We start from the raw sequence: 14610 nt of genomic DNA on the forward strand, positions 1-14610 counted from the left end.
TACAATAGCGTCAGGCCTCACCATTACAACGGTGGGTTGACGCCGGAAGAATCAGAGAACAGATACCGTTTTTACTGTAAAACCGTGGCCAATATTACTTGACCACTACAGTATCGGTAGAAAAAAGAAACTTTACCAGCCTGACTGATCCTTGCGTTCAGCCCATGAGAATCTGAAATGGTTTCGATATCATCTCGTTTCTTGCCCAGGGACTTCCTGAGCTTTGTGTCGGTAATCATTGAATGTGTACACATCTGGCTTGCGAGTACGCAAAAGTGTACACAAAACTCGTTGCTCAAAGATACCCGCAATGTAACACTTGTACTCGAAGTGTGATGGCTTAGGGGCTGAAAGGCAGATGGCGTAAGGGTTCAACGTAACAGAACGTTTTTATGCGAAATTCTTCGAAATGGTCTGAATGACATTTTAAGAAAGTGTTCTGAATAGAAATTCAATATTTAAGGGCACGGTTTTTGCAACCGTGTTCTTGTTTGGCCTTTCCTTATAGGTCGGTCAGTGCATTCACCACCACAAGCAGATAATAACTTTATCTGTATTTCTTTATATGATGTGAACATATTCAGGAAAATGCCCTTTCCTGACGCAGAGTTGCTCACTCAAAACCTTTGATTACTGCGGATAAAGTCATCTACTATTGTTTAACACATTCACGCGCTGCATGTATGTTCAGAAAATGTGCACGTTGAGATAATTAAACAAAATTGTGGTTACAGAGGTATCAGTGAGTCACTGGGCTACATTCAAACAAACAGCAACTAATTTATGGGTGACCCTACGGCACGACATTCTCGCGCTGGCCGTCTTTTTAAATGGATTGCTTATTTTTAAAACAATCTATGGTATGTCGGTCAATTTGCTAGATATTTTCCATATCAAAGCATTTTCAGAGTTGGATCTCTCCTTGCTGGCAAACGCCCCTCTATTTATGCTCGGCGTCTTTCTTGTCCTGAACTCCATTGGCTTACTGTTCCGGGCAAAGCTCGCATGGGCAATCAGTATCATTTTGTTGTTGATAGCGCTAATTTACACCCTGCATTTTTATCCCTGGCTGAAATTTAGTATTGGATTTTGCATTTTTACGCTGGTGTTTTTGCTGATACTGCGCAAAGACTTCTCCCACAGTAGCGCCGCAGCCGGGACAATTTTCGCATTTATTAGTTTCACGACGTTACTGTTTTACTCCACCTACGGTGCGCTTTATTTAAGCGAAGGTTTTAATCCGCGAATAGAAAGTTTGATGACCGCGTTCTATTTTTCGATAGAAACCATGTCAACCGTCGGCTACGGCGATATTGTCCCTGTTTCTGAATCAGCACGATTGTTCACTATTTCGGTCATTATTTCCGGCATTACCGTTTTTGCCACCTCCATGACTTCAATTTTTGGCCCGCTTATCCGCGGGGGATTCAACAAACTTGTAAAAGGAAACAATCATACAATGCATCGTAAAGATCATTTTATTGTTTGCGGACATTCGATTCTCGCCATCAATACGATTCTGCAACTGAATCAACGCGGACAAAATGTAACGGTTATCAGCAACTTGCCTGAAGATGATATCAAGCAACTTGAGCAACGCTTAGGTGATAACGCTGATGTTATCCCCGGTGACAGTAATGACAGTTCAGTATTAAAGAAAGCAGGAATCGATCGATGCCGGGCCATTCTGGCGCTGAGTGATAACGATGCAGATAACGCGTTTGTTGTACTCTCGGCAAAAGATATGAGCAGTGATGTCAAAACAGTTCTCGCCGTCAGTGATAGCAAAAACCTGAATAAGATTAAGATGGTACATCCGGATATCATTCTCTCGCCGCAACTGTTTGGCAGCGAAATTCTGGCACGAGTTTTAAATGGTGAAGAGATTAATAATGATATGCTCGTTTCAATGTTGTTGAACTCCGGTCATGGTATTTTCAGCGATAACGATGAACAAGAAACGAAAGCTGACAATAAAGAATCAGCGCAAAAATAGACTTTAAAGACGGAAGAGTAAACTTATTGGGCACCGCAATGGTGCCCAGTACATTTAGATATTGTAGATCGCAAACAATAACGAGTTACGCTGTTTGTTTAGAATGCACTTCCTGATGCTGTGGATACGCATATTTCGGCGCGACTGCCCCTCAAGCCAACGCGATTTACGTCGGCTAGCCTGACGCTGCATGCGCCAGCGCCCCACTTCCGTTCTACTCCGCTTCATGTTAACTACTCTATGCAATAACAGAATGGTCATTATACCCCCCCCCCCCGACGCTGACCAGTGCTTTTCCCGCGTTTTTATTTGCCAGATGAATCCATATGCGTAAACTCATAACAATGCGCTTTCAAAAGGATTTCTAATCTATGACAACCGTTTATACGTTGGTGAGTTGGTTGGCCATTCTGGGATACTGGTTGCTCATTGCAGGCGTAACTTTACGCATTCTAATGAAACGACGCGCAGTTCCCTCCGCGATGGCCTGGCTGTTGATTATTTACATTCTGCCGTTAGTCGGAATTATTGCCTATCTTGCTGTTGGCGAGCTCCATTTAGGCAAACGCCGCGCTGAGCGCGCCAGAGCGATGTGGCCTTCCACCGCAAAGTGGCTTAACGACCTTAAAGCCTGTAAGCATATCTTCGCCGAAGAAAATAGCAGTGTCGCTGCGCCACTATTCAAGCTTTGTGAGCGTCGTCAGGGGATCGCTGGGGTCAAAGGGAATCAGCTGCAACTGATGACCGAGTCAGATGATGTGATGCAGGCGTTAATCCGCGACATCCAGCTCGCTCGCCATAATATTGAGATGGTGTTTTATATCTGGCAGCCCGGCGGCATGGCGGACCAGGTGGCTGAATCATTAATGGCCGCTGCGCGACGCGGCATTCATTGCCGATTGATGCTCGACTCCGCCGGGAGTGTGGCTTTTTTCCGCAGCCCGTGGCCCGAGCTAATGCGTAATGCCGGTATTGAAGTGGTCGAAGCCTTAAAGGTCAATCTGATGCGTGTGTTTTTACGCCGTATGGACCTGCGCCAACATCGCAAGATGATCATGATCGATAATTACATCGCGTACACCGGCAGCATGAATATGGTCGACCCTCGCTACTTCAAACAAGATGCGGGCGTAGGGCAATGGATTGATCTGATGGCGCGTATGGAAGGCCCCATCGCTACCGCGATGGGGATTATTTATTCCTGCGACTGGGAGATTGAAACCGGAAAACGTATTCTGCCACCACCACCAGATGTCAATATTATGCCGTTTGAACAGGCCAGCGGTCACACCATTCACACAATTGCTTCTGGCCCCGGCTTTCCGGAAGATCTCATTCACCAGGCATTATTGACTGCGGCTTATTCGGCGCGTGAATATTTGATCATGACCACGCCCTACTTTGTGCCAAGCGATGATTTACTTCATGCGATTTGCACGGCGGCACAGCGCGGGGTGGATGTCAGTATTATCCTTCCGCGAAAAAATGACTCGATGCTGGTCGGCTGGGCCAGTCGCGCATTCTTTACGGAACTTCTTGCTGCTGGGGTTAAAATTTATCAGTTTGAAGGCGGGTTACTGCATACCAAGAGCGTGCTGGTCGATGGCGAACTAAGTCTGGTTGGCACCGTTAACCTTGATATGCGGAGTCTGTGGCTAAATTTCGAGATTACCCTGGCAATCGACGATAAAGGTTTTGGTGCAGACCTTGCTGCCGTTCAGGACGATTATATTTCGCGTTCACGTCTGCTCGATGCCCGTTTATGGCTAAAACGTCCATTATGGCAACGTGTCGCCGAGCGACTGTTTTACTTCTTCAGTCCGTTGCTGTAAAACGTCGCCAACAGAGGTTAAACAGGTAGTGACTATGGATATGGATCTAAACAATCGCCTGACTGAAGATGAAACGCTTGAGCAGGCCTACGATATTTTTCTCGAACTGGCTGCCGACAATCTCGATCCAGCTGATGTTCTGCTGTTCAATCTTCAGTTTGAAGAGCGCGGCGGCGCGGAGTTATTCGATCCGGCGGAAGACTGGCAGGAACATGTTGATTTCGATTTGAACCCGGACTTTTTTGCCGAAGTGGTGATTGGTCTGGCGGACAGTGAAGATGGTGAAATCAACGATGTTTTCGCCCGCATTCTGTTATGCCGCGAAAAAGATCACAAACTTTGCCATATCATCTGGCGGGAATAAATAATCGCTTTCGGCGTGAAAAAGGGCTGACAACTGTCAGCCCTTATTGTGTTTAAAGTGGATCGACTTTCAGGCAAGAAACGGCGTGTCTGAAACTGCCCTCCAGCACAGGACGTGTTTTGGCGCACTCCGGACCGGCAATCGGGCAACGGGTACGGAAAACACAACCGGAAGGCGGGTTGATCGGCGACGGTAATTCCCCTTCCAGTAACTGGATGGTTTTGTTCTTCTCCAGATCCGGATCAGGTATGGGGACTGCCGACATCAATGCCCTGGTGTAAGGATGTAGTGGATTGTGGTAGACCTCATCATAGGTCCCCAGTTCTACCGCATGGCCGAGATACATCACCAACACACGATCGGAAATGTGTTTTACCACGGCCAGGTCGTGAGCGATAAAAATTAATGACAATCCCATCTCACGTTGTAACTGCTGGAGCAGGTTGACCACCTGCGCCTGAATTGACACATCCAGCGCCGACACCGGCTCATCACAGATAATCAGCTTCGGTTCAAGAATAAGTGCACGTGCAATCCCGATACGCTGGCACTGCCCACCAGAGAACTCATGCGGATAGCGGTTAATCAGGTTAGGCAATAACCCGACTTTCAGCATCATCGCCTTCACGCGCTCGCGAACTTCCTGGCGTGACATTTTCGGATGATAAGTACGCAGTGGTTCAGCGATGATCTCGCCGATGGTCATACGCGGGTTCAGCGATGCCAACGGATCCTGGAAAATCATCTGAATATCACTGCGAACGGCACGCCATTCATCGGGCTTCATGCCCAGCAACTCTTTACCTAACCAGGCAACATGACCGTCGGTCGCCTTGACCAAACCGATGATGGCGCGAGCAAAGGTGGACTTACCGCATCCCGATTCCCCTACCACACCTAATGTTTCCCCTTCATACAGGCGAAGAGTTACACCATCGACGGCTTTGAGCGTTTTCGGCGGTTGCCAGAACCACTGTTTGCCATCTTTGATTTCAAAGTGCACTTTCAGATCGGCGATTTCGAGGAGGACTTTTCTTCCTTCGGTTACAGCATTCATAACAGTTCCTCCACCGGTTTAAAGCAAGCACGCAGACGGCCAGGCGTAAACTCTTCCAGCGGCGGTGCGCTACTACAAATTTCCATCGCATGCGGACAACGTGGCTGGAACGGGCAACCTTTCGGTAATCGCAGCAGGTTTGGCGGATTACCAGGGATGGTCAACATTGTTTCACCTTCCGCATCGAGACGCGGCACCGCGTTGAGCAAACCGATAGAATAAGGATGAACGGGTTGATAAAAGACATCGCGCGCGTTGCCATATTCCATCGTGCGCCCGGCGTACATTACCAGCACTTTGTCGCAGATCCCCGCCACCACGCCAAGATCGTGGGTAATCATAATGATGGCGGTATTAAATTCCCGCTTCAGTTCATTCAATAGCGTCATGATCTGCGCCTGTACGGTGACGTCCAGCGCAGTAGTGGGTTCATCCGCAATCAGCAGCTTAGGTCGACATAGCAATGCCATCGCAATCATAACTCGCTGACGCATGCCGCCAGAAAATTCGTGCGGGTACATTTTCATGCGTTTACGCGCTTCCGGCATTTTTACCGCATCGAGCATCCGCACCGACTCTTCAAACGCCTCAGCTTTGCTCATGTTCTTATGCAGCATCAGCACTTCCATCAACTGCTCACCGACGCGCATATAGGGATTCAACGAAGTCATTGGGTCCTGAAAAATCATTGAGATTTGTTCAGCGCGCAGTTTATTGAGTTCACGCTCTGGCAAATTGAGGATTTCACGCCCATTGAAGGTTGCCGATCCGCCAATACGTCCGTTGGCAGCCAACAGGCCCATCAACGCAAATGCAGTTTGCGATTTACCCGAACCAGACTCACCTACAATGCCCAGCGTTTCTCCGGCACGTAGGGAAAAATTCAGATCATTGACCGCCGTGACGTCGCCGTCCGGGGTATTAAAGGTGACACGCAAATCTTTCACGTTCAGCAGTGCGTCAGCCTGTTGTTGTGCGAGCGGCACAGTTGCAGTTTCAATTACGCTCATGGCTGCACTCCTTAACGATCTTTCGGGTCGAGGGCATCACGCAAGCCATCGCCGATAAAGTTGAAACAAAATAGCGTCACCACGAGGAATCCCGCTGGGAACAACAGTAACCATGGAGAGACTTCCATCGAGTTCGCGCCATCACTCAGCAATGCGCCCCAGCTGCTTAACGGCTCTTGCGTCCCCAACCCCAGGAAGCTAAGGAAAGATTCAAAGAGGATCATGCTGGGCACCAATAGCGATGCGTAGACCACCACCACACCGAGTACGTTCGGCACAATGTGGCGAATAACAATGCCCGGCGTCGATACACCGCCAACTTGTGCCGCCTCAATAAACTCTTTGCGCTTCAGACTCAGGGTTTGCCCACGCACAATACGAGCCATATCCAGCCAGGAAACCATGCCAATCGCCACGAAAATCAGCAGGATGTTTTGACCGAAAAAGGTCACCAGCAAAATGACGAAGAACATGAATGGGAAGGAGTTGAGGATTTCCAGCAGACGCATCATTACCGAATCCACTTTACCGCCCAGATAACCGGAAAGCGAACCATAAAGTGTCCCCACGACCACTGCCACCAGTGCCGCAGCAACACCGACCATGAGTGAGATACGCCCGCCAATCGCAACGCGCACAAGCAGGTCGCGACCAGATGAGTCAGTACCAAAGTAGTGACCGGACTCCATATCCGGGGCGCTGGACATCATCGCCCAGTCAGTATCGTCATAGGCAAACTGCGAAAGCATCGGTGCCAGGATGACAAATAACGCGATCAGCACCAGCACTATCAGACTGGCAACCGCCGCACGGTTATGCATAAAACGTCGACGTGCGTCCTGCCACAAGCTGCGCCCTTCGACCTCCAGCTTTTCACTGAAATTTTCCAGCGTCTCGCTGTTTTTCTTACTTAACATCATCGCGAGCTCCAGTATCAGTAACGGATTTTCGGGTCGATAACCGCATATAGCACATCGACAATGGCATTAAACAAAATGGTTAAAGCACCAACCAGGATGGTCAGGCTTAACACTAAGGAATAGTCACGGTTCAATGCACCATTAACGAACAATTGCCCAATCCCCGGCAAACCATAAATGGTTTCGATGACCATAGAACCGGTAATAATGCCGACAAATGCAGGGCCCATATAGGAGAGCACGGGTAACAGAGCAGGTTTTAATGCGTGGCGTAAAATGATCCGCCGCATAGGTAACCCTTTCGCCCGGGCAGTACGAATAAAGTTGGAGTGTAATACTTCAATCATAGAGCCACGGGTAATACGCGCAATACTGGCGATATAGGCGAGTGACAACGCCACCATTGGCAGTATCATGAATTTAAGCGCACCACCATTCCAGCCACCGCCCGGCAGCCAATGCAAAATGATCGCAAATATCATGACTAATAATGGCGCAACCACAAAACTGGGGATAACAACCCCGGTCATTGCCAGCCCCATCACGGTATAGTCCCATTTGGTGTTTTGTTTTAATGCGGCAATAACGCCAGCACTAACACCCAGTATTACCGCAAGGAAAAATGCTGCGGCTCCCAGTTTGGCAGAAACGGGAAAACTGGATGCAACCAGGTCGTTGACCGAATAATCTTTATATTTAAACGATGGACCGAAATCGCCATGCGCCAGTTGTTTCAGGTAGCTGAAATACTGTGTCATGATCGGATCATTAAGATGATATTTCGCTTCGATATTGGCCATCACTTCCGGTGGTAAAGTACGTTCGCCGGTAAAAGGACTGCCCGGTGCGAGGCGCATCATAAAGAACGAAATAGTAATAAGAATAAATAGCGTCGGAATCGCTTCCAGACAGCGACGTAGAATAAATTTTAACATTGCCCTACCTTCTGGCCTGTGCCTTCTGTAATGCGATAAAAATCAGACACCGTGGAGCAGGACACTCCTGCCCCACGTATTGCCATTAGTGCTTCACAATGTACATATTCCGGGTGTAGGTATTATCCAGCGGATCTTTGCCGGTATAGCCACCAACCCACGGTTTCACCAGACGCGCATTCACGTAGTAATAAACAGGAACAATGGCCGAATCCTTATCCAGCTGTTGTTCTGCTTTAGTGTACAGAGCTGTGCGCTGCGCCTCGTCAGTCGCTTTCAGCGTTTCCGCCATAATGCTGTCAAAGGCCGGGCTCTTATAATGCGCGGTATTCATCGAGCTGTTCGACAGCATGGTGTTCAGGAAGGAAGTTGGTTCGTTGTAGTCTGCACACCAGCCTGCACGGGCCACATCAAAAGTGCCCTGGTGACGGGTGTCGAGGAACGTTTTCCACTCCTGGTTAACCAGTTTGACGTTTACACCAATGTTTTTCTTCCACAATGAAGAGGCAGCAATCGCCAGCTTTTTATGCAGATCGGAGGTGTTATACAACAGGTTGATGGTCAACGGTTTGTCTGCGGTATAACCCGCTTCAGCCAGCAGTTTTTTCGCTTCTTCGTTACGTTTTTCCTGACTCCAGCCAAACCATTCCGGCTGAGTCAATTTTGCGCCATCAGTATATGGTGGAGTGTAACCATAGGCGGGCATGTCGCCCTGCGCTTTCACTTTATTAACAATGATATCGCGGTCCATACCCAATTTCAGTGCGGTACGCACACGCACGTCATTAAATGGCGGTTTCTGGTTGTTAATTTCGTAATAGTAAGTGCACAGGTATGGATCAACGTGAACTTCGTCCGGGATCTCTTTTTTCAGCTTCTGGAACAATTCGATCGGCATGTTGTTATAAGTCATGTCGATTTCACCACTACGGTAGCGGTTGACATCGGTAACTTCAGAAGCAATAGGCAAATAGGTTACTTGGTTAATAACGGTTTTCGCGTTGTTCCAGTAGGTCGGGCTGCGTTCAAGAACGATTCGTTCGTTTACGACCCAATCTTTTAAGGTATAGGCACCGTTGGTGACGATATTACCAGGCTGGGTCCATTTTTCGCCGAATTTCTCGATAGCGGCTTTTGGCACCGGTGAAGTTGATGGGTGAACAAGTAATTTATAGAAGTACGGAACAGGTTCACTTAAGGTGACTTCTAATGTGTGATCATCAATAGCTTTCACGCCGAGATCGGTAATCGGTTTTTTCCCTTCAAGAATTTCATCAATACCGGCGATATGCCCATATTGCAGATAACTGGCATACGGAGAAGCAGTGTTTGGATCAACAGAACGTTGCCAGCTATACACAAAGTCTTGTGCTGTGACTGGCGTGCCATCAGACCATTTCGCATCTTTACGCAAATGGAAGGTCCAGACTTTCGCGTCTTTATTATCCCAGGATTCAGCGACGCCAGGTGCCGGATGGCCGTCAAGATCGCTAACCAGTAAGCCTTCAAACAGGTCTCGGCTGATATTAGACTCCGGAACACCTTCAATTTTGTGCGGATCTAATGACTGAACTTCTGAACCATTGTTACGTACCAGCGTTTGTTTTTCCGCCAGTGTGACACCTGCGGGTACATCAGCTGCCAGCGCGACATTCCCTGCCATAAGCGCAGCCAAAACGCCAGCTGCTACTAAACTTCTCTTGGTGATGTTGGTCATTGTTTTTTGGACTCCCTCATTATAATTACTGGTATTAACCAGCATGTGTAATCCCGGATTGGGACCCTGCACAGGCTCGGAGACTTTCTGCTGTCAGGTTACTTTATCGTTACGGATTGCTATCACCGACTTTATTTATTCTGGTGATTCAGACGATCACCTTATGTCGATTCGTACTGTGTCTCCCCTGTCGAGACACATTATTCTTTCACGACGCTCTTTAATTGTTAATTATTCTCATTACCAATAAAGAATCGCCTGGCGGTTGCCCGGAAAGTACCAAATGCGGTTCTTACTCGCCAATACATTTTGCAAAATTGTTAAGCAATTCTCTTTTATTGACCGTATCAGAATCTATAGCTTGCATCCATGTCTTAACAAACATCTTTCAATTCAATCAAATAGAGATGGGTTAAGCATGTCTATCTTTTCTGATTACAGTTCCAGTAGTGAAATGCACAATAATTTAACAATTGATTATTATTTAGCACTTTCCTCTACCAAAGGCAGTGGAATTACTAATATCATTTCAATTATTCTTCAGCAAGCCCAGGATTATGATGTGGCGAAAATAACATGATGGTGACGAGAAGCAGTTAAGGAAATCCTTATAACAAACTGTAATTTAAGAAGAATATTTTTACCCATTCCTTTTGCTTTTGATAACTGCACCGGAACAAAGTAAAAATAATGACGAAGTAAACGGAGCATGGCAGCTCCGTTTCATTTGAAAGGAATTAATTAAGCAAGCCGGGGAAAATCCCCTTAATACCAGTAACGATAAATTCAATCCCCAATGCCATCAGCAATAGCCCCATAATACGCGTAATCACGTTGATGCCGGTCTGGCGTAAAACCCGTACCAGCCACGGTGCCATGCGGAACAATCCCCAGCAACATAAAGCGAACAAAGCAATAGCCACAAAGAAACCAAACAGATAGCTAATGCTGTGATAACGCGTACCCCAGACGATGGTAGAACTGATCGCCCCTGGCCCCGCCATCAACGGCAACGCCAACGGCACCACACCAATGCTTTCACGTACCGCGGTTTCTGATTTTTCTTGCTTGTTCTGTTTATCCTCGCCAAGCTTGCCGCTGATCATCGACATCGCTATTGTCACCACCAGGATGCCACCGGCGATACGGAATGAATCAATTGATATACCAAAAAGTTGTAGAATCGTGTCGCCGAGAAAAAGCGAGATCCACAAGATAATGGCCACAGACAGGTTGGCTGTAAGGTTAGTTTTATTTCGCGCTGCCGCTGTCTGATAACTGGTCATGCTGATAAAGACGGGAATAATCCCTACCGGGTTGACCAGCGCAAATAACCCGATGAAAAATTTGAAGTAAACGGGAAAATCAAAAAGGGTCTGAATCACGGTTAGCTCCGAAGCAAAAGCCGGATAATGTTAGCCATAAATAAGGTTGAAAAGACGCGCTGACAATACGCCTTTTGACAGCATTTTTCACCTCCTAACTACTTAAAATTGCTATCATTCGTTATTGTTATCTATTTGTGCAAAACATGCTAATGTAGTCAACAAATCATACTACAATTTATTAACTGTTAGCTATAATGGCGAAAAGCCATGCTGAAAGGTGTCAGCTTTGCAAAATTTTGATTTAGATCACGTAATCAGTACCCAGAAGTGAGTAATCTTGCTTACGCCACCTGGAAGTGACGCATTAGAGATAATAACTCTAATGTTTAAACTCTTTTAGTAAATCACAGTGAGTGTGAGCGCGAGTAAGCTTTTGATTTCCATCGGTTAAGCAAATCATCACCGCACTGACTATACTCTCGTATTCGAGCAGATGATTTACTAAAAAAGTTTAACATTATCAGGAGAGCATTATGGCTGTTACTAATGTCGCTGAACTTAACGCACTCGTAGAGCGTGTAAAAAAAGCCCAGCGTGAATATGCCAGTTTCACTCAAGAGCAAGTAGACAAAATCTTCCGCGCCGCCGCTCTGGCTGCTGCAGATGCTCGAATCCCACTCGCGAAAATGGCCGTTGCCGAATCCGGCATGGGTATCGTCGAAGATAAAGTGATCAAAAACCACTTTGCTTCTGAATATATCTACAACGCCTATAAAGATGAAAAAACCTGTGGTGTTCTGTCTGAAGACGACACTTTTGGTACCATCACTATCGCTGAACCAATCGGTATTATTTGCGGTATCGTTCCGACCACTAACCCGACTTCAACTGCTATCTTCAAATCGCTGATCAGCCTGAAGACCCGTAACGCTATTATCTTCTCCCCGCACCCGCGTGCAAAAGATGCAACCAACAAAGCAGCTGATATCGTTCTGCAGGCTGCTATCGCTGCCGGTGCTCCGAAAGATCTGATCGGCTGGATCGATCAACCTTCGGTTGAACTGTCTAACGCACTGATGCACCACCCAGACATCAACCTGATCCTCGCGACTGGTGGTCCGGGCATGGTTAAAGCCGCATACAGCTCCGGTAAACCAGCTATCGGTGTAGGCGCGGGTAACACGCCTGTTGTTATCGATGAAACTGCTGATATCAAACGTGCAGTTGCATCTGTGCTGATGTCCAAAACCTTCGACAACGGCGTAATCTGTGCTTCTGAACAGTCTGTTGTTGTTGTTGACTCTGTTTATGACGCAGTACGTGAACGTTTCGCAACCCACGGCGGCTATCTGTTGCAGGGTAAAGAGCTGAAAGCTGTTCAGGATGTTATCCTGAAAAACGGTGCGCTGAACGCGGCTATCGTTGGTCAGCCAGCCTATAAAATTGCTGAACTGGCAGGCTTCTCTGTACCAGAAAACACCAAGATTCTGATCGGTGAAGTGACCGTTGTTGATGAAAGCGAACCGTTCGCACATGAAAAACTGTCCCCGACTCTGGCAATGTACCGTGCTAAAGATTTCGAAGATGCGGTAGAAAAAGCAGAGAAACTGGTTGCTATGGGCGGTATCGGTCATACCTCTTGCCTGTACACTGACCAGGATAACCAACCGGCTCGCGTTTCTTACTTCGGTCAGAAAATGAAAACGGCTCGTATCCTGATTAACACCCCGGCTTCTCAGGGTGGTATCGGTGACCTGTATAACTTCAAACTCGCACCTTCCCTGACTCTGGGTTGTGGTTCCTGGGGTGGTAACTCCATCTCTGAAAACGTTGGTCCGAAACACCTGATCAACAAGAAAACCGTTGCTAAGCGAGCTGAAAACATGTTGTGGCACAAACTTCCGAAATCTATCTACTTCCGCCGTGGCTCCCTGCCAATCGCGCTGGATGAAGTGATTACTGATGGCCACAAACGTGCGCTCATCGTGACTGACCGCTTCCTGTTCAACAATGGTTATGCTGATCAGATCACTTCCGTACTGAAAGCAGCAGGCGTTGAAACTGAAGTCTTCTTCGAAGTAGAAGCTGACCCGACCCTGAGCATCGTTCGTAAAGGTGCAGAACTGGCAAACTCCTTCAAACCAGACGTGATTATCGCGCTAGGTGGTGGTTCCCCGATGGACGCCGCGAAGATCATGTGGGTTATGTACGAACATCCGGAAACTCACTTCGAAGAGCTGGCGCTGCGCTTTATGGATATCCGTAAACGTATCTACAAGTTCCCGAAAATGGGCGTGAAAGCGAAAATGATCGCTGTCACCACCACTTCTGGTACAGGTTCTGAAGTCACTCCGTTTGCGGTTGTAACTGACGACGCTACTGGTCAGAAATATCCGCTGGCAGACTATGCGCTGACCCCGGATATGGCGATTGTCGATGCCAACCTGGTTATGGACATGCCGAAGTCTCTGTGTGCTTTCGGTGGTCTGGACGCAGTAACTCACGCCATGGAAGCTTATGTTTCTGTACTGGCATCTGAGTTCTCTGATGGTCAGGCACTGCAGGCACTGAAACTGCTGAAAGAATATCTGCCAGCGTCCTACCACGAAGGTTCTAAAAATCCGGTAGCGCGTGAACGTGTTCACAGTGCAGCAACTATCGCGGGTATCGCGTTTGCGAACGCCTTCCTGGGTGTATGTCACTCAATGGCGCACAAACTGGGTTCCCAGTTCCATATTCCGCACGGTCTGGCAAACGCCCTGCTGATTTGTAACGTTATTCGCTACAACGCGAACGACAACCCGACCAAGCAGACTGCATTCAGCCAGTATGACCGTCCGCAGGCTCGCCGTCGTTATGCTGAAATTGCTGACCACCTGGGTCTGAGCGCACCGGGCGACCGTACTGCTGCTAAGATCGAGAAACTGCTGGCATGGCTGGAAACGCTGAAAGCTGAACTGGGTATTCCGAAATCTATCCGTGAAGCTGGCGTTCAGGAAGCAGACTTCCTGGCGAATGTGGATAAACTGTCTGAAGATGCATTCGATGACCAGTGCACCGGCGCTAACCCGCGTTACCCACTGATCTCCGAGCTGAAACAGATTCTGCTGGATACCTACTACGGTCGTGATTATGTAGAAGGTGAAACTGCAGCGAAAAAAGAAGCCGCTCCGGCTAAAGCTGAGAAAAAAGCGAAGAAATCCGCTTAATCAGTAGCGCTGTCTGGCAACATAAACGGTCCCTTCTGGGGCCGTTTTTTTGTTTTACCCAAAGCAACTTTCCCATAAACCGACAGCATTTGCCTTCATCATATTTACGGCGATGTATAACGCCTACACACAGCGATATTGTACTTTACAGGTCACAAGTCAACGTCACTGTAAAAGCGATCTGTGAGGGGTATAGTGGCGTTAAAGAACTGTCGAGAAGGGTATATACACCGGATGAAGTG

At 47.7% G+C, this 14610-nt stretch carries 13 protein-coding genes and 1 pseudogene; 5 read left to right on the forward strand and 9 right to left on the reverse strand.

Features of this window, described 5'->3' with window-relative positions; genetic code table 11:
* Window positions 1-110: 110 nt before the first annotated feature.
* Window positions 111-239: pseudogene (locus tag ACJHWR_RS10790) on the reverse strand (Arm DNA-binding domain-containing protein); the annotation flags it as partial.
* A gap of 503 nt (window positions 240-742) precedes the next feature.
* Between ACJHWR_RS10790 and kch the strand changes: the two are divergent.
* Entirely contained in the window at window positions 743-1996 is a 1254-nt protein-coding gene (kch, locus tag ACJHWR_RS10795) for a voltage-gated potassium channel protein (RefSeq protein WP_001306570.1), read from the forward strand.
* Window positions 1997-2050: 54 nt separating this feature from the next.
* On the opposite strand, the gene ACJHWR_RS10800 is transcribed toward kch, so the two are convergent.
* The gene (locus ACJHWR_RS10800; protein ID WP_001309467.1) at window positions 2051-2224 is read right to left on the reverse strand and encodes a YciY family protein; all 174 of its coding nucleotides are present in this window, start codon (window positions 2222-2224) and stop codon (window positions 2051-2053) included.
* A gap of 143 nt (window positions 2225-2367) precedes the next feature.
* On the opposite strand from ACJHWR_RS10800, the gene cls reads away from it, so the two are divergent.
* Both cls and ACJHWR_RS10810 read left to right on the forward strand, forming a co-directional pair.
* Entirely contained in the window at window positions 2368-3828 is a 1461-nt protein-coding gene (cls, locus tag ACJHWR_RS10805) for a cardiolipin synthase (RefSeq protein WP_000214516.1), read from the forward strand.
* Window positions 3829-3862: 34 nt separating this feature from the next.
* Window positions 3863-4192, forward strand: coding sequence for an HI1450 family dsDNA-mimic protein (locus ACJHWR_RS10810; protein WP_000366959.1), 330 nt, complete (start codon window positions 3863-3865; stop codon window positions 4190-4192).
* 52 nt (window positions 4193-4244) lie between these two features.
* On the opposite strand, the gene oppF is transcribed toward ACJHWR_RS10810, so the two are convergent.
* The 5 genes from oppF to oppA all read right to left on the reverse strand — a co-directional run bounded on the left by oppF (window position 4245) and on the right by oppA (window position 9831).
* Entirely contained in the window at window positions 4245-5249 is a 1005-nt protein-coding gene (oppF, locus tag ACJHWR_RS10815) for a murein tripeptide/oligopeptide ABC transporter ATP-binding protein OppF (protein WP_000994905.1), read from the reverse strand.
* A complete protein-coding gene (gene oppD / locus ACJHWR_RS10820; RefSeq protein ID WP_000110931.1) occupies window positions 5246-6259 on the reverse strand; it encodes a murein tripeptide/oligopeptide ABC transporter ATP-binding protein OppD in 1014 nt (337 codons plus the stop codon). Before oppD ends, oppF begins: the two co-directional genes overlap by 4 nt.
* Window positions 6260-6270: 11 nt before the next feature.
* Complete coding sequence (gene oppC / locus ACJHWR_RS10825; RefSeq protein ID WP_000979659.1) at window positions 6271-7179, reverse strand: oligopeptide ABC transporter permease OppC; 909 nt, start codon at window positions 7177-7179, stop codon at window positions 6271-6273.
* Window positions 7180-7193: 14 nt separating this feature from the next.
* Window positions 7194-8114, reverse strand: coding sequence for an oligopeptide ABC transporter permease OppB (gene oppB / locus ACJHWR_RS10830; RefSeq protein WP_000911112.1), 921 nt, complete (start codon window positions 8112-8114; stop codon window positions 7194-7196).
* 85 nt (window positions 8115-8199) lie between these two features.
* Window positions 8200-9831 (reverse strand): oligopeptide ABC transporter substrate-binding protein OppA, encoded by a 1632-nt coding sequence (gene oppA, locus ACJHWR_RS10835; protein ID WP_000182039.1) that lies wholly within the window; start codon window positions 9829-9831, stop codon window positions 8200-8202.
* A gap of 418 nt (window positions 9832-10249) precedes the next feature.
* Here oppA and ACJHWR_RS10840 point away from each other — a divergent pair, with 418 nt between their 5' ends.
* The gene (locus ACJHWR_RS10840; protein ID WP_000021850.1) at window positions 10250-10411 is read left to right on the forward strand and encodes a hypothetical protein; all 162 of its coding nucleotides are present in this window, start codon (window positions 10250-10252) and stop codon (window positions 10409-10411) included.
* Window positions 10412-10568: 157 nt separating this feature from the next.
* Here the strand turns inward: ACJHWR_RS10840 and ychE (ACJHWR_RS10845) are convergent, their stop codons facing one another.
* Together ychE (ACJHWR_RS10845) and ychE (ACJHWR_RS10850) are read right to left on the reverse strand one after the other, a co-directional pair.
* Window positions 10569-11216 (reverse strand): NAAT family transporter YchE, encoded by a 648-nt coding sequence (gene ychE, locus ACJHWR_RS10845; protein ID WP_000616773.1) that lies wholly within the window; start codon window positions 11214-11216, stop codon window positions 10569-10571.
* A gap of 30 nt (window positions 11217-11246) precedes the next feature.
* Complete coding sequence (ychE, locus tag ACJHWR_RS10850; RefSeq protein WP_211180492.1) at window positions 11247-11300, reverse strand: protein YchT; 54 nt, start codon at window positions 11298-11300, stop codon at window positions 11247-11249.
* Window positions 11301-11692: 392 nt separating this feature from the next.
* Here ychE (ACJHWR_RS10850) and adhE point away from each other — a divergent pair, with 392 nt between their 5' ends.
* A complete protein-coding gene (adhE, locus tag ACJHWR_RS10855) occupies window positions 11693-14368 on the forward strand; it encodes a bifunctional acetaldehyde-CoA/alcohol dehydrogenase (RefSeq protein ID WP_000301651.1) in 2676 nt (891 codons plus the stop codon).
* Window positions 14369-14610 lie beyond the last annotated feature (242 nt).

The organism is Escherichia sp. WS568, assembly GCF_046486085.1.
GTDB classification, from domain to species: domain Bacteria; phylum Pseudomonadota; class Gammaproteobacteria; order Enterobacterales; family Enterobacteriaceae; genus Escherichia; species Escherichia coli.